General features: G+C 58.0%; 16 protein-coding genes. 7 read left to right on the top strand and 9 right to left on the bottom strand.

What is annotated here, in order from left to right; genetic code table 11:
• Positions 1-26 precede the first annotated feature (26 nt).
• Genes B9Z39_RS12500 through B9Z39_RS12490 form a run of 3 tightly spaced genes read right to left on the bottom strand, consistent with a single transcriptional unit; the run spans position 27 to position 2,089 of the window.
• Complete coding sequence (locus B9Z39_RS12500) at positions 27-413, bottom strand: Rieske 2Fe-2S domain-containing protein (RefSeq protein ID WP_108301938.1); 387 nt, start codon at positions 411-413, stop codon at positions 27-29.
• Entirely contained in the window at positions 406-1,071 is a 666-nt protein-coding gene (locus B9Z39_RS12495) for an HAD family hydrolase (protein ID WP_108301937.1), read from the bottom strand. Before B9Z39_RS12495 ends, B9Z39_RS12500 begins: the two co-directional genes overlap by 8 nt.
• A 4-nt stretch (positions 1,072-1,075) precedes the next feature.
• On the bottom strand, positions 1,076-2,089 hold the full coding sequence (locus B9Z39_RS12490) for an RluA family pseudouridine synthase (RefSeq protein WP_199221214.1): 1,014 nt from the start codon (positions 2,087-2,089) through the stop codon (positions 1,076-1,078).
• Between the two features lie 229 nt (positions 2,090-2,318).
• Between B9Z39_RS12490 and B9Z39_RS12485 the strand changes: the two genes are divergently transcribed.
• The gene (locus B9Z39_RS12485; RefSeq protein ID WP_146183331.1) at positions 2,319-2,513 is read left to right on the top strand and encodes a hypothetical protein; all 195 of its coding nucleotides are present in this window, start codon (positions 2,319-2,321) and stop codon (positions 2,511-2,513) included.
• Positions 2,514-2,625: 112 nt separating this feature from the next.
• On the top strand, positions 2,626-5,502 hold the full coding sequence (locus tag B9Z39_RS12480) for an Rne/Rng family ribonuclease (RefSeq protein ID WP_108301934.1): 2,877 nt from the start codon (positions 2,626-2,628) through the stop codon (positions 5,500-5,502).
• A 23-nt stretch (positions 5,503-5,525) separates the two neighbouring features.
• Here B9Z39_RS12480 and B9Z39_RS12475 read toward each other — a convergent pair whose 3' ends face one another.
• The 4 genes from B9Z39_RS12475 to hemC are packed head-to-tail and all read right to left on the bottom strand — an operon-like array spanning position 5,526 to position 9,595.
• On the bottom strand, positions 5,526-6,827 hold the full coding sequence (locus B9Z39_RS12475) for a heme biosynthesis HemY N-terminal domain-containing protein (RefSeq protein ID WP_100146438.1): 1,302 nt from the start codon (positions 6,825-6,827) through the stop codon (positions 5,526-5,528).
• Position 6,828: 1 nt separating this feature from the next.
• Positions 6,829-7,911: a uroporphyrinogen-III C-methyltransferase gene (locus B9Z39_RS12470; protein ID WP_108301933.1), complete on the bottom strand. Its 1,083-nt coding sequence runs from the start codon at positions 7,909-7,911 to the stop codon at positions 6,829-6,831.
• Complete coding sequence (locus B9Z39_RS12465; RefSeq protein ID WP_233248997.1) at positions 7,908-8,723, bottom strand: uroporphyrinogen-III synthase; 816 nt, start codon at positions 8,721-8,723, stop codon at positions 7,908-7,910. The genes B9Z39_RS12470 and B9Z39_RS12465 overlap by 4 nt, the downstream gene beginning before the upstream one ends.
• Complete coding sequence (hemC, locus tag B9Z39_RS12460) at positions 8,720-9,595, bottom strand: hydroxymethylbilane synthase (protein WP_233249003.1); 876 nt, start codon at positions 9,593-9,595, stop codon at positions 8,720-8,722. The genes B9Z39_RS12465 and hemC overlap by 4 nt, the downstream gene beginning before the upstream one ends.
• Before the next feature lie 168 nt (positions 9,596-9,763).
• Here hemC and argH point away from each other — a divergent pair, with 168 nt between their 5' ends.
• Genes argH through B9Z39_RS12445 form a run of 3 tightly spaced genes read left to right on the top strand, consistent with a single transcriptional unit; the run spans position 9,764 to position 12,681 of the window.
• Positions 9,764-11,218 (top strand): argininosuccinate lyase, encoded by a 1,455-nt coding sequence (argH, locus tag B9Z39_RS12455; RefSeq protein WP_108301931.1) that lies wholly within the window; start codon positions 9,764-9,766, stop codon positions 11,216-11,218.
• 54 nt (positions 11,219-11,272) lie between these two features.
• A complete protein-coding gene (locus B9Z39_RS12450) occupies positions 11,273-11,749 on the top strand; it encodes a DUF2127 domain-containing protein (protein ID WP_100146434.1) in 477 nt (158 codons plus the stop codon).
• A complete protein-coding gene (locus B9Z39_RS12445; RefSeq protein WP_100146433.1) occupies positions 11,746-12,681 on the top strand; it encodes a 1-phosphofructokinase family hexose kinase in 936 nt (311 codons plus the stop codon). Before B9Z39_RS12450 ends, B9Z39_RS12445 begins: the two co-directional genes overlap by 4 nt.
• Here B9Z39_RS12445 and B9Z39_RS12440 read toward each other — a convergent pair.
• Complete coding sequence (locus B9Z39_RS12440; protein ID WP_100146432.1) at positions 12,678-12,908, bottom strand: hypothetical protein; 231 nt, start codon at positions 12,906-12,908, stop codon at positions 12,678-12,680. The genes B9Z39_RS12445 and B9Z39_RS12440 overlap by 4 nt on opposite strands.
• Before the next feature lie 226 nt (positions 12,909-13,134).
• Between B9Z39_RS12440 and B9Z39_RS12435 the strand changes: the two genes are divergently transcribed.
• A complete protein-coding gene (locus B9Z39_RS12435) occupies positions 13,135-14,289 on the top strand; it encodes an alpha-hydroxy acid oxidase (RefSeq protein ID WP_100146431.1) in 1,155 nt (384 codons plus the stop codon).
• A 9-nt stretch (positions 14,290-14,298) separates the two neighbouring features.
• Here B9Z39_RS12435 and B9Z39_RS12430 read toward each other — a convergent pair whose 3' ends face one another.
• The gene (locus B9Z39_RS12430) at positions 14,299-14,493 is read right to left on the bottom strand and encodes a 4-oxalocrotonate tautomerase (protein ID WP_108301930.1); all 195 of its coding nucleotides are present in this window, start codon (positions 14,491-14,493) and stop codon (positions 14,299-14,301) included.
• A 103-nt stretch (positions 14,494-14,596) separates the two neighbouring features.
• On the opposite strand from B9Z39_RS12430, the gene dinB reads away from it, so the two are divergent.
• The gene (gene dinB / locus B9Z39_RS12425; protein ID WP_108301929.1) at positions 14,597-15,802 is read left to right on the top strand and encodes a DNA polymerase IV; all 1,206 of its coding nucleotides are present in this window, start codon (positions 14,597-14,599) and stop codon (positions 15,800-15,802) included.
• The last annotated feature ends 3 nt before the right edge of the window (positions 15,803-15,805 follow it).

The raw sequence follows: 15,805 nt of genomic DNA, 5'->3' as shown, positions 1-15,805 counted from the left end.
TTCTTTGCGAAAAATAAATCAAAAAATCAAAACAAAAATTCAAAAGGCTTCAGGTTGTAGGCAGTATGCCAGTGCACCACACCGTCCATTTCCGTGAGGTCAATTTTTACCAAACCACCTCGACACGGGCCGCCAGCGCATTCACCCGTGTCGGGAGCATACGCAGCACCGTGTGTTGCACACAACAACCATTGGCCTGTATCGTCAAACAAACGGTTGGGTTGAAAGTCCATCTCCATCGCCACATGACTGCAACGGTTGAGGTAAGCATGGGCACGCCCTTGAAAACGGACGGCAAAAGCACGGCACGTTTGCCCGGCATACACCACATCGAAGGGTACGGCGAGTCCCCCTTCGACCAAATCAGCGCTTTGACAAAGCGCCAGTTGTACTGGAATGTGCGACTCAGGCATGGGTCAACAACCAATCGTGCAAAGCCCCCACCGAATGTGCCACATAGCGCGGCTTCAAAGGCTCAAACTGATCGTGCGCATGGGCGCCGTAACTCACGCCCACACTGGCACAGCCTGCGTTGAGCGCCATCTGCAAATCATGGGTGGTGTCCCCAATCATCAAAGTCCGTTCCGGCTCAACACCGAACTCACGCATCAACTCATGCAGCATGCGAGGGTGCGGCTTGCCCGCTGTTTCATCCGCAGTACGCGACCCATCAAAGACGCCTTTCAACTCAGAGGAATGCAAAGCCTCATTCAAGCCTCGGCGGCTTTTACCCGTGGCCACCGTCAACCAGTGGTGCCGTGCACGCAACGCATCTAACATGGGTAAGACGCCGTCAAATAACGCAATGTCATCTTTGTGTTGCACGTAATGATGGCGGTAACGCTCGTTGAGCAAGGGGTACTTTGCCTCAGGCACATCAGGCGCGGCATGGGCCAGTGCTGGCATCAAGGCCATGCCAATCACATAAGACGCGGCCTCGTCGCTTGGTTTTGCCCCACCCACATCGACCACGGCCAATTGGATACACCGCGTGATGATTTGGGTGGAGTCAAACAACGTGCCATCCCAATCGAAGGCAATCAAATCAAACTGGCGGGGTCGCAAGGTCATGGCCTCAATGGTCTTGGGTTTTGGATTGAATCGGCGGCTGAATCGAATCGACAAAATTTTGTAACTCAGCCGGCAAGGGGGCTTGCAAGGTAATCGGGCGCCCGCTTTGCGGATGCTGGAACTTGAGTTGCCAGGCATGTAAAAACATGCGTTTTAGCCCTAGCTTTTGCAGCTGTTTGTTTTGCTCAAAGTCACCGTATTTGTCGTCACCTGCAATCGGGTGACCTTGACTGGCCAAGTGCACGCGAATTTGGTGGGTGCGTCCGGTCTTGATGGTCACTTCCAACAAGCTGTAAGGGCCCACCGTGCGTGCCACGCGCACCAACGTGATGGAGCGCATGCCGTTCGGGTCATCCTTGCCCACCACCTTGACGCGACGCTCTCCCTCGCCATCCCCTTTTTCCACAATGTATTTGTGCAGCGGTGAATCAATGACTTTTTTATTAGAAGGCCACAGCCCAAGCACCAACGCCAAATACGTCTTACCCGTCTCGCGATCACGAAATTGGTCCTGCAAGTGTTTGAGTGCGCTGCGCTTTTTGGCCACCAGCAGCACCCCCGAGGTTTCGCGGTCCAGCCGGTGCACCAATTCCAAATTCAAGCTGGCCGGCCTTGCTCGACGCAACTGCTCAATCACACCAAAACTCACCCCACTGCCGCCGTGCACGGCCACACCGGCCGGCTTGTCGATGGCGATCAAAGATTCGTCCTCCATCAACACCGGGAACTCGCGTGCCGGCGCCGGACTGTCAGCCTTGGCGGCCACTTGAGCCGAAATACGCACAGGGGGTACGCGAATCAAATCGCCCGCGACCACCCGCTGGTCCGCCGTGGCACGGCCTTTGTTCACTCGCACTTCACCCGAACGAATGATCCGGTAAACGTGCGTTTTGGGGACACCCTTGAGGTGACGCAGTAAAAAGTTGTCCAGGCGCTGACCTGCCGAGTCTTCGTCAACAGCGAGGGTTTTCACCGAGGGGGCGTTGGCAGCAGTGGCTGCCTCTATAATGTTCTTCACCAGCGTTTTGTTCTAAGTGCTTGATTTAACTGAGATTAGAGCACGGACCAACAAACGCGGTGAGGTCGATGCCCCTTTTGTGCCTGCGATGCAGACCCAGTACCCAAGAGACTGGATGGCCCGCACCCCAAGAGATGAGCCGATGCTCAGAAAACACTGAAACGGAATACCCCAAGTTGCTGAAGCTCAGAAAGGCTTCAACAACGGATCACAGCGAGAAGCAAACCCCATGGTTTTGGTAATGATGATGTTGGAACTCTGTGCGCAATGGCTTTGGCCTTTGCAAATGCGCAGCTTTGCCCACATTGCCACCAACCCCAGGTCACGCCCTGCTCCACGTGCAACAGCCATACACATGGCGCACGCACAGCCCGGCACACGACTCGCCCCCATCCACGCGCCCACACACCGTCGCCCGCGCTAAAGCGCGAATAGCAGCGGTTTCAGCGGCAATTCCCTTCGTTTTCTGACGTTCGTTCCGGCATCGTTGGCCCGTCATGGGCCTGTGATGATTTGACAACGTGAAGGAATGCATCATGAAACGGATGCTGATCAATGCAACCCAGTCGGAAGAGCGCCGCCTGGCCATCGTCGATGGACAAAAACTGCTCGACTACGAAATCGAAATTGAAGGCCGCGAACAACGCAAAGGCAATATTTACAAAGCCATCGTGACGCGCGTCGAGCCTTCGCTCGAAGCCTGCTTTGTGGATTACGGCGAAGACCGCCACGGCTTTCTGCCATTCAAAGAAATCTCCAAACAGTACTTCGCCCAAGGCGTCTCAGTCAGCCAAGCGCGTATCCAGGACGTGATCCGCGAAGGCCAAGAGCTGCTGGTACAGGTTGAAAAAGAAGAGCGCGGCAACAAGGGCGCTGCCCTCACCACGTTCGTGTCCTTGGCGGGTCGCTATGTGGTGCTCATGCCCAACAATCCACGTGGTGGTGGCGTCAGCCGTCGCATCGAGGGCGATGACCGGGCTGAACTCAAAGAAGCCATGGACCAGTTGGAATATCCCAACGGGATGTCCATCATTGCCCGCACCGCAGGCATTGGCCGCACCGCCCCTGAACTTCAGTGGGACTTGAACTACCTGCTCAAGTTGTGGACGGCCATCGATGGCGCCAGCAAAACCAAAGGCGCTTTCCTGATTTATCAGGAATCGAGCTTGGTGATTCGCGCAATTCGCGACTACTTCAACAACGACATCGGTGACATCCTGATCGACACCGATGACATCTATGACCAAGCGCAGCAGTTCATGGCACACGTCATGCCCGAGCATGCCGCCCGCGTGAAACGCTACAGCGACGACACCCCATTGTTCAGCCGCTTCCAGATCGAACACCAAATCGAATCTGCTTATGCGCGCACCGTCAACCTGCCCTCTGGCGGCGCGATTGTGATTGACCACACCGAAGCCTTGGTCTCGGTGGACGTCAACTCCGCACGTGCCATCAAAGGTGGTGACATCGAAGAAACTGCCACCCGCACCAACCTAGAAGCCGCCGACGAAGTGGCCCGCCAGATGCGCTTGCGCGACTTGGGCGGCCTGATCGTGATCGACTTCATCGACATGGATGAATCGCGCAACCGCCGTGACGTGGAAAATCGCTTGCGCGATGCGCTGCGTCAAGACCGCGCCCGTGTGCAATTTGGCACCATCAGCAAATTCGGCTTGATGGAAATGAGCCGCCAACGCCTGCGCCCAGCGCTGTCGGAAGGTGCGTCTATTCCTTGCCCACGTTGCGGCGGCTCAGGCCATGTACGTGACACTGAAAGCTCGGCACTGCAAATCTTGCGCATCATCCAAGAAGAGTCCATGAAGGACAACACAGCCGCTGTGTACGCTCAGGTGCCGGTGGAAGTGGCTTCGTTCTTGCTCAACGAGAAGCGCACCGAGATCGCCAAGATCGAATTGCAACAGCGCCTCAACGTGCTGTTGGTGCCCAACAAGTCGCTGGAAACGCCCAACTACAAGTTGGAGCGCCTCAAGCACGACGATCCGCGCTTAGACCGCATCGAACCAAGTTACAAAATGGTTGAAATGGTGGAAGACCCCACCGCCGTGACCCGTCGCTCACAAGAGCCCACCAACAAACAAACGCCTGTCATCAAAGGCGTGTTGCCGGATGCACCCGCACCCGTGGTGGAGCCCAAAGCACCTGTAGCACCCAAAGCGGCTGCTGCAACAGCCGCACCCAAAGCCAAACCCCAACCAGCCCCTCAAGCTGAAAAAGGCTTCTTTGGCTGGCTCAAAGGCTTGTTCGGTGGCGGTGATGCGACACCGGCCACAACCCCTGTCGAGAAAAAGCCAGGTGAGAAAAAAGACGAACGACGCGAAGGCCGTGGCCCACGCGGAGAAGGTCGCGGAGAGGGTCGCTCAGAGGGCCGTGGCGAAGGTCGCGGTCGAGGCGGACGTGGTGGCCGAGGCGGTGACCGTGCAGAACGCGGCGAAGGCCGTGGCGAACGCACAGAGCGCGGCGAGACTAGAACAGGTGAGCGCCAAGACCGCAACGGTGAACGCACGGAGAACCGCACAGAGCGAGGAGGCGAACGCCAAGAACGCAACGGCGAGCGCGCAGAACGCGGTGAAGGCCGTGGTCCACGTCAAGACCGCAACCGAGGCCCCCGTCAAACCGCTGAGGGTCAAAACAACCGTCCGGCGGAGGCACAAGCTGGCGCAGAGGTCAGCCCTGAAGCTCAAGCCGAAATGCGTGCCAAAGCGCGCAATGAGCGCATGGCCCGTGAAGAACGCACCAGCGAACCCAATGGCAACGGCGAAGCACCTCGTAGCGAAGGTCGCCGCGAACGAAGCCCCCGTGGCGAGAATCGACGTGGTGAGCGTCCTGCCCGTCAAGATGAGCCAAGCGATGTGCAAAACACACTGCCTTTGACTGAGCAAGACGCGCAACTTGCGCCTGCAGCGCAAGCTCCCGCCGAAGACAACGGTGGCGAACGCCAACGCCGCTCACGTGACCGCTACGGTCGTGACCGTCGTGAACGTGGCGAACGCGCACCGCGTGAAGAAGGTCAAGCGCCTGAAGGCCAGGCCATCGAGGCGGAGCAAGCTCCTCGCGAGTTCGCACAGCAGCAAAACGCACCACGTGCATCCCAGCCAACGGCCCGGGCACCAGCCGCCCCCGCGGCTGTAGCTAACGTGGTGTCCGCATCTGCCCCTGTACACCGTGGTATGCCGCCCGTGCAACCGTTCACACTGGTGCTGTCTGACCTGGAAGCCATTGCGCAGCAAAGCGGTTTGCAGTGGGTCAACTCCGATGCTGAACGCGTCGCAGCAGTTCAAGCCGCGATTGCCGCAGAACCCAAGCCCGTCCACATCCCACGTGAGCGTCCAGCCCCTTTGGTGTTGGATGAAGGTCCTCTGGTGTTGGTGGAAACTCGCAAAGACCTGTAAGGCCTTTGTCTCAAGCCGCTGAATTAAGCGGCTGCCACTTCAGCGGCGCGTTTCCAGTACATCTGGGCACGCGCCGTTTCTTCTTTGTGCTCGGCCAATTGGGCCAATGTGCGCCAAGCTTGGCGCTGCAACTCGGCATCAGTGAGCTGAGGTGCCGCCAGTTCCAGCATCTGCTGAGCCTTGCCCCACAGCGTGTGCTGCCAGCACACCATACCGGCCAAATACTGCAATTCAACCCAACGTGGATAGACCTGACGCGCACGATCAATGCTGGCCAACCATTCGGCATCGGCTGGCAACATGGCCAAGGCTTGTGCCAACAACTGCACCAAACGTTGACGAATCACAGGCGTGCAACTGTCTGCCTGCTGGACCATGCGATTCCACAACGGCGTCAACCAAGGCATCACGGACTCGGCCTGTCCACTCAAGCGCAACATGCGTTGTGCCGCATGCAACACAACCTCGGGCAACGCTTGTTCACTGGGCTCCAAAGCGTCCCATGCCCGCTGTAACTGGGCGCTGTCGTGTGCATCATTCAAACTAGCCACGGCCAACTCGCGTACCAAGCTATTGGCCGCCGTGGCAGAAAAAGCCCCATGCTTGGTCAATAAGCGCGCGGTGTCCAATGCCAACGTATGTTGGCGATTCAGGCGCGTCGCTTTGAGTCGCATGCGCAAACTCAAGGTGCGACGTGCCGTGCCATGTGGCAGGCTGTCTAACCAGCGCAACGCTTGGGTCGCATCGCGGTCACTCAGCGACCAGCGGGCTGCGCCTAATTTGGCCGCGTCCACAGCCTCGGTCATGGCTTCGCTGGGATGCTGCTCGGCCAGTTGGAGCACCGATTGAAAATGGCTGTCTCGGTCATCGCGATCGCGCAAGACTTGGGCGCTCTCGGCGGCAATCAAATGCGCCAAGGCGCGCAGTTGCTGGGCATGACGTGGTGCAGGGTCATCACGGGTGCGGGTGTCGGCCAACAACGCCTCCAGTTGCAACACCTGCTGAGCCGATTTGACAGCACGCAGATAACGCCCCGTCATCCACTGCGTCAATGCATCCAGCAAAGCGGCATGCATGGCACGTTCTTTTTGCTGCAAACGCCAGCGACGTGCCTGATGCGGCAACTCAAACAAAGCGGACAAAGCACGCAGTGCCACATGCACCGTGACAAACAGCAGCGTCAGTACGGCCAAAGCCAGATTCAACGAGACATCCACCCGATAAGGTGCCCAAAACACGGTCACCGTGCTCTGGTTGCTGCCGGCCAACAAAGCCGAGGCCACAGCCACACCAAACAAAGCCACCAACCAGAGTGCCGCTCTCATGTCAACGCCCCGCTGTAGCCGTGGTGAGCGCCGCCAAAGTGTCGTCAACCCTGGGCAACTCGGTTTGCTTGGCTTGGGCCAAAACTTCGCGAGCCAATGCCAAGGTGGTTTGGCCTTGGCGGTTTAGGGTATCAAAATACTGAGTCAAATCGCGGATGACCAAATTCAAATCCGAACGGACCACCTCAAAATGACGCGCTAGCAAACCTAAGCGCACGTTCAAAATGCGCAGCTTGAGGTTCTCTCGCACAAAGTAACTTTGGTCAGGAGCCAACAAACTGGCTTCGGGCCGATCCACGCGGCTGACCCGAATCAAACCCCGCACATCGTCCCACACCCCCGCCAAGGTGTGCTCCCACCAGCTCGCGCTGATCGCGCTGGCCCAAGTGCTCTCAGGTTTGACGGGGGCCGGCTTGTCCATCGCAGCCCCCCCCACCGCATTGAGCAAGGGTAAGTTGTCCACCGCGTTGACGAGCTCATCGAGTTTGATCAACAAGCTGGGGGTATCGGTCACTGCCGTGGCCTTGATGCGTTCAATGTCGCGTGCGACAGCGCGCAGCACTGGCGCCAACCGAGGTTGCGCCACCTTGGTCAAACGCTGTTCGGCCGATTTGAGGGCCGCTAGCAAAGGTTGCACACTGCCGGTGAGTTGCGACTGTTGCTGCGCCAAGCGAATCGCAGACTCAATGTCCACCACCAAATTTTCATCGCGCGAGCGCGACAGACTTTGCATCAGCTCTTCCAACTGACTGCGTTGCAGAGAGACCTCGCTGAGCTTGGCGTCCGTGACGGCCAAGCGCGCCGCCGTCTCGCGTGCCAACTCTTCGGCCTGTTTGGCGCTCAAACGCGCCTCCACCGCTTGGCTACCCGTGTCCGCACTTTGACGTGCCAACTGTTCTTGAATGCCCGACAACTTGAACCACATGGCCCCCACGCCCACAGCGCCGACGCATGCGAGCACAGCAACGCTGCGCGTCCACCAGGCTGAGGTCAATGACGCCACAACAGGCAAAGCCTGGTCAACCTCATGGGCAGCGTTGGGAGTGGCAGGGCTTAGGGGTGTTTCGACATGCTCAGGCTTCATGCCAACGATTCTAATGAGGCCAAGACATCCGCCAACACTGGCCGAGCCACATGCACCTCACCAAAACCCAAGGCCTGTGCCACCTGCGCAATACGTTCGTGGGTGACGATGCAGCGTGCCCGAGTCCAGTCTTGACCAGGCAATCCATGTTTCAAATAGGCCACCGCCTGTGAACTGCTCAAACACCACACACTGCCATCACTTGCAGCTTGCGTCGCCTCCATACGTTGCGCAAGCGTCCAAACCGGCGCTTGGCGTTGGTAGGCCACCACAAAATGCACAGGCACATGGGCGGCTCTGAGCTGTTGCGCCAGCCAATCACGGCCAACGCCCTCATGGTTCACATCAGACGTCAGACCGCTGGCATCGCTGCCGCGCACGATCAGTCCCGGCTGACCAGGAATCACCCCAGCATGCACCTGCTTCCAAAGGGCTTCAGAGTCGAACTGTCCAGCGTCCTCGGCAGGACTGTCGATCAGCGCGGGCGGTACACCTGCTTTGAGCAAGGCATTGCGTGTGCCTGGGCCGGTGGCCCAGCAGCGTGTGCCGAGTGCTCCCCACTGCACGTCGTCCGGTTGACGCGCAAAAAAGAAACGCACCGCAGGGGCACTGACAAACATCACTGCCTGCCATTGCGACCACTGGGACCAAGCCAAGTCAATCGCCGCCACATCGGCCACTGGCGCGATTTCAATCAACGGCAGCAGGCGAGGTTCATGACCCGCATCGCGCAACGCATTAACCCATACAGGGGCATCGTTGGCTGGGCGAGTGATCCACACACGCATGGCGCGGTCTACCTGTCGGCTCACGCGGCGCCAAGCGCCTGTAACTGAGCGGCAACCGTTTCACCCAACTGTCGCGCCAAGTCCTGCGCATGGGGGTCAGCACTATCAAGAGGCTGCGCGCCTTCAGCACGCAACAAGACAGGCGCCCCCATCGGGTCCCCCCAAGCCGCTTGCAGATGCAGCACACCCTCACGCCATGTGGCGTGGGCAGCCAAGGGCATGGAACAACTGCCCCCCATGGTGCGGCTCACAGCGCGCTCAGCCGTCACAGCCAACCAAGTGGTGACATCGGCCAGCGGCGCCAACGCTTGAGCGACTTCGGGGTTGGCACTGCGCACCTCAATCCCCAAAGCGCCTTGACCTGCGGCGGGCAGCATCTCTGTCGTATCAAAAATATGGCGAATGCGCGCCTCAAGGCCTAGGCGTTTCAAGCCTGCAGCAGCCAGCACAATGCCGTCATACAGGCCTTCGTCCAGCTTGCGCAGGCGTGTATCCAAGTTGCCGCGCAAGGGTTCAATCTTCAAATCAGGGCGCAAAGCACGCAACAACACGGTGCGGCGCAAACTAGACGTCCCCACCACCGCCCCTTCGGGTAAATCTTGCAGGCGCGCATAGCGCGATGACACCCAGGCATCACGCGGGTCTTCGCGGGTCATCACACACGCCAAATCGAAACCAGCGGGCAAATCCATCGGCACATCTTTGAGCGAATGCACCGCTAAGTTGGCACGCCCCTCTTCAAGTGCCACCTCCAGCTCCTTGACAAACAGGCCTTTGCCGCCGACTTTGCTCAACGAGCGGTCCAAGATTTGATCGCCTTGCGTGGTCATCCCCAACAAGCTCACGCTGTGCCCTAGCTCCTCTAACAAGGCCTTGACATGGTGGGCTTGCCACATGGCCAGGCGGCTTTCACGGGTGGCGATGGTGAGGGACGTTTCGGAAAATGACACGTTGGACACAGCTAAACCTCTCTGAGGGTGACAACTAGGCAAATGGTAGCAGCCCCCCCCTAGGAGGTGACCCTGCCAAAGCCCTTATCGTGGCACCGATAAAATCAGCATCCTATGTCCTCCAAAAACCAACTCGATACAAAGTCCCAGGCCTGGTCGGCGCTGTTTTCTGAACCCATGAGCGAGTTGGTCAAGCGCTACACCGCCAGTGTGTTCTTTGACAAACGCTTGTGGCAAGCCGACATCACGGGCAGCTTGGCACATGCTGAGATGCTGGCCCATCAAGGCATCATCGCTGCGCAAGACTTGGCGGATATTCAGCGCGGCATGGCACAAATCTGGACTGACATTGAAACCGGTCAGTTCGAATGGAAGCTCGATCTGGAAGACGTGCACCTCAACATCGAGGCACGCCTGACCCAACTGGTGGGCGATGCGGGCAAGCGCCTGCACACCGGGCGCAGCCGCAACGACCAAGTGGCCACCGATGTGCGTCTGTGGCTGCGCGGCGAAACCGACCTGATCATTGACTTGCTCAACGAGCTGCAAAAGTCACTGGTCTCCGTGGCCGAGAAAAACGTCGAGGTCATCATGCCCGGCTTTACCCACTTGCAAGTGGCCCAACCGGTGAGCTTTGCCCATCATTTGCTGGCCTATGTGGAAATGTTTGCGCGTGATGCCGAACGTTTTGTCGACGTGCGCCGCCGCACCAACCGCTTGCCGCTGGGCTCTGCTGCACTGGCTGGCACCACCTACCCGCTTGACCGTGAACGCGTAGCCCGCACCCTGGGCATGGTGGACGCCAATGGCGAGGCTCAAGTGTCACAAAACAGCCTGGACGGCGTGAGCGACCGTGACTTTGCCATCGAATTCACTGCTGCCGCGGCGCTGTGCATGGTGCACATCAGCCGTCTGAGTGAAGAGCTCATTTTGTGGATGAGCCAAAACTTTGGCTTCATCAAAATTGCCGACCGCTTCACCACGGGCAGCTCCATCATGCCGCAAAAGAAAAACCCCGATGTGCCCGAACTCGCCCGCGGCAAAACCGGGCGTGTGGTCGGTCACTTGATGGGCTTGATCACCTTGATGAAAGGCCAGCCCCTGGCCTACAACAAAGACAACCAAGAAGACAAAGAGCCTTTGTTTGACACGGTGGACACCCTCAAAGACACCTTGCGCATCTTCAGCGAAATGGTCGGCGGGCAAGTCAACCCGGCCACCGGACAGAAAGAAGGCGGCATCACCGTCAACCCCCAAGCCATGGAAGCCGCAGCCAAAAAAGGCTACGCCACCGCCACCGACTTGGCCGATTATTTGGTGAAAAAAGGGCTGCCCTTCCGGGACGCCCACGAAACCGTGGCTCACGCCGTCAAAGCTGCCACCAGCCACAACTGTGACTTGTCAGAGTTGCCGCTCAATGTGCTGCAAAGCTTTCACCCCTCTATCGAAAAGGACGTGTACGACTGCTTGAGCTTGCACGGCTCCCTCAACGCACGCAACACCCTTGGCGGAACAGCCCCTGTGCAAGTGAGGGCGCAGATTGCAAGGCACCACGCCCGACTGAGCTGAGACGCGCATCATGTGTCACCTCCGGCCACCTTCAACACCCGCCGAGTGAAAGCCATGACACAAGAAACCCGTCAACGCAGTGCCCTCCACGCCATTGCTTTTTTTGAGGCAACCAAAGGCTTGGCCGCATCGGCAGGTTTGATTGGCGTACTTGACTTGCTGCACCAGGACGTCCGCGCAGTGGTAATGGCACTGATTGGTCGCTTTGGCCTAGACCCCGAAGCACACTATCCGTCGCTGCTGTTGCACTACGCCGAATTACTGCCCAACGCCGATGTTCACATGTTGGTGGCGTTGGGTTTGGCCTACATTGCACTGCGTTTTCTAGAAGCCGCAGGCTTGTGGCTTGGCAAGGCATGGGGCGAATACTTGGGCGCGTTATCAGGCGGTGTCTATATTCCTTTTGAGCTGATTCATCTCATTCACGAACCGTCTGTGCTGAACTTGTCCGTGGTGCTGGTGAATGTGCTCATCGTCGGCTACCTGACGCATGCTCTGTGGCAACGTCACCAACAGCGCGTGCGGCCATGACAGACATCCTCACGCTCACCATGAATCCGGCTTTGGATGTACTGACCACTTATGACAAAGTGGAAAGCACCCACAAGATGCGCTGTGGTCCCACACTCAAGCATCCAGGCGGCGGTGGTGTCAATGTGGCACGGGTACTGCATCGCTTGGGTGCCTCGTGTTTGGCGGTGTATCCAGCAGGTGGTGTCACCGGGGAGCGACACCACCAACTCATGCGTGCTGAACAGGTACGCTGTCACATCGTGCCCATCGCACAAGAAACACGCGAAAGTTTTTCTGTCCACGAGCTCAGCAGTGGCCAAGACTTTCGTTTTGTCCTGCCAGGACCGACGATGACCGCGCTTGAGTGCCAAACTTGCTTTGACTTTGTCGCGGCTCACCTGCCCAAGCAGTTTTTGGTGTTGAGCGGTGGCTTGGCACCAGATGTACCCACCGACTTTTATGCCCGCTTGACCCAGCTCGCGAACGCCCAAGGACTGCGCGTGGTGTTAGACACCACAGGTCCCGCCCTAAATGCCGCATTGCACGAAGGTGTGTATTTATTCAAACCCAGTTTGCGCGAACTGCGCGATCTGACTGGCCAGCACTTGCCTGATGAAGCCTCGTGGAAATCGGCAGCACAACAGCTCATCCAAAACCATCAAACTAAAGTGGTCGCTTTGTCTTTGGGCGATCAAGGTGCCATGCTCATCACCGCCACACACGCTTGGCGTGCACAAAGTTTGAGTGTGAACGTACAAACCACCATTGGTGCTGGCGACAGCTTTGTGGCAGCCATGGTGTGGGGTTTGAGTCGAGGCCTGGAACTGCCTCTTGCCATGCGCTATGGCATGGCTGCAGGTGCCGCTGCGTTGCTATCGCCTGGAACTGCACTCAGCCAGGCGAGTGAGATCCATCGCCTGGTGGATCAAGTCACGCTACAAAGCATTTAAGGTTTGTGTTTTTTCCGCACATCAGCCAAATCTGCGCGATGTGACGACGATGCGCCATCCCACTTGAAAATTTCAGGATGTTTTTGCATCACATGTCGAATCACGTGACTTGACTCGATGGCCGTCAACCCAAACATTTCTCGCAATGCGTCTCGTGTGACGTAGCCACGCTCTGTCGCAACATCAAGAATCATTTGGAAGCTTTTTTTAAATTCGTTTTCTTCCATATTGAAAATTTAACTATTTGCAAATTTATTATAAATAAATATCTTATTAAAAATATACCAAAAATAAAGTAATTTTATAGTTTCTGTTAAATTTACAAACCTCAAGCACGCCTGTCTGCAAGACGTGCCAGTGGTGTTAAAAAATTTCAACGCCACTGTCTCATGCATCACAAGTCCAACGGCGTGTGACAGCTAGGATCCTGGTTTTAAGAATTCGGAGACCTCCATGCCCGTGATCACCAACATCGAAGACCTGCGCGTTTTGGCTGAAAAGCGTGTGCCGCGCATGTTTTACGACTATGCCGATTCCGGCAGTTGGACCGAAGGCACCTACCGTGCCAACGAAAGCGACTTCCAAAAGATCAAACTACGCCAGCGCGTGGCAGTGAACATGGAAAACCGCAGCACCGCCACCCAGATGGTGGGCGTCCCCACCAAAATGCCCGTGGCCATCGCACCCGTCGGCCTGACTGGCATGCAAAGCGCCGATGGCGAAATCAAGGCCGCACGGGCTGCCGAGAAATTTGGCATTCCTTTTATTTTGTCGACCATGAGCATTTGCTCCATCGAAGACATTGCAGAACACACCAGCACACCTTTCATGTTTCAGCTCTACATGATGCGCGACCGCGAAGCCATGGCCAACATGATTGAGCGCGTGCGCAAAGCCGGCTGTAGCGCTTTGGTGCTCACACTGGACCTGCAAGTGATTGGTCAGCGCCACAAAGACCTCAAAAACGGCCTCACTGCGCCACCCCGCCCCACCCTCGCCAACATCTTGAACCTGATGACCAAGCCCCGCTGGTGTCTGGGCATGGCGGGCACACGCCGTCACACCTTTGGCAACTTGGTGGGACACGTCAAAGGCGTGAGCGACATGAACTCGCTGGCCGCCTGGACCAACGAACAGTTTGACCCCCGCTTGTCATGGGCCGATGTGGCCTGGGTCAAACAGCAATGGGGCGGCAAGCTCATTCTCAAAGGCATCCAAGACGTGGAAGACGCCAAGCTGGCCGTGCAAAGTGGTGCCGATGCCATCGTGGTCAGCAACCACGGCGGTCGTCAGTTGGATGGTGCGCAGTCAAGCATCGAAGCCTTGCCGGCCATCGTGGCAGCCGTGGGCTCAGACATTGAGGTGTGGATGGACGGCGGCATCCGCTCGGGCCAAGACGTGCTCAAGGCCTGGGCCTTGGGGGCTCGCGGCACGCTGATTGGCCGGGCCATGGTCTATGGCTTGGGCGCCATGGGTGAAGAAGGCGTCAGCAAAGCGCTGCAAATCATTCACAAAGAACTGGATGTGACCATGGCATTTTGTGGTCACACCAACATCCAAAACGTGAACCAAAGCATCTTGCTGCCAGGCACCTTCCCCACCGCCTGAACACGCCAATCAGGACTTGGCCTTCTCGCTCCACAACTCGCCACCCGTGGCCCAGTCTTGGCGCTTGATGTCGTAAAACAAAATGTCCACGCCATCGGGCTGACCGCCTAACACTTTGCAGGTCACTTCGGTGATGGCTTTGGCCAGTTCGCGCTTTTGTTCCAAGGTTCGGCCTTCGAACAAATCAATACGGATGGTGGGCATCTGAGACTCCTCGGGGGTTAGAAATGGCAGCGATTATGCTTGGGGGCCTGTGACCTCTCCCGCCCCCGACTACTCACCCTTGCGCCGCATCGCCCACCTCGACATGGACGCGTTTTACGCCTCGGTCGAGTTGCTGCGCTACCCACAGCTCAAAGGCTTGCCGGTGGTCATCGGCGGCGGTCGCCGCCGTGAGGACGACTTGCTCGGGCGCTTGCGCGAAGCCTACCCCGACCAAGAATGGTCCGAGGACCGTTTGGCCGACATCCCAGTCGACTTCTTTCCGCGCATCGCGGGCTACACCGGGCGCGGCGTCATCACCACCGCCACCTACGCGGCACGGCAATTTGGCGTGGGCTCGGCCATGGGCGTGATGAAAGCCGCCAAGTTGTGTCCTGATGCCATCTTGCTGCCGGTGGACTTTGACCAATACCGCCACTACTCGCGCACCTTCAAAGCCCTCATCACCGACATCGCACCCGTGATGGAAAACCGCGGCGTGGACGAGGTCTACATCGACTTCAGCGACGTGCCCGGCGGTCAACGCGAAGGCGGTCGTGTACTGGCGAGGCTGATTCAAAAAAGCATCTTCGATGCCACCGGTTTGACCTGTTCCGTGGGTGTGGCCCCCAACAAACTGCTGGCCAAAATGGCCAGCGAGTTCAACAAACCCAACGGCATTTCCATCGTGTACGACAGCGACTTGCAAGCCATGATCTGGCCCCTGCCCTGTCGCAAGGTCAACGGCATCGGCCCCAAGGCCGAAGCCAAACTGGCCACACACGGCATTCACACCATTGGTGACTTGGCGCAACGCGAACGCCAGTGGCTGGTCGAGCACTTTGGCAAAAGCTACGGCGCGTGGTTGCACGACGCGTCTCACGGCGAAGATGACCGCCCGGTCGAGACCGAGAGCGAACCGGTCAGCATCAGCCGCGAAACCACCTTCGAGCATGACCTGCACGCCGTGCGCGACCGCGAAGCGCTGAGTGCCATCTTCACCCGCTTGTGCGCGCAAGTGGCCGACGACCTAGCGCGCAAAGGCTATGTGGGCAAAACCATTGGCATCAAGCTGCGCTACGACAACTTTCAAAGCGTCACCCGCGACCACACCTTGGCCACGTACATCGACCAAGCCGACGCGATTCGTCAAGCGGCGGGCCAGTGTTTGAAACGGGTGGATTTATCGCGCCGCCTGCGCTTGCTGGGCGTGCGTGTGGGCTCGTTGATGAAACGCGAAGACTGGCAAGGCCTCAGCGCGCAAGAAACAGCCAGCCCCTATGAGGCGGAGACTCAGGCGGATTTGTTTTAGTTC

Origin of the sequence: Limnohabitans sp. JirII-29 (assembly GCF_003063395.1) — a bacterium.
Taxonomy (GTDB): domain Bacteria; phylum Pseudomonadota; class Gammaproteobacteria; order Burkholderiales; family Burkholderiaceae_C; genus Limnohabitans.
Note: the sequence above shows the minus strand (reverse complement) of the source record. Positions and strands in the feature narration are given on the sequence as shown.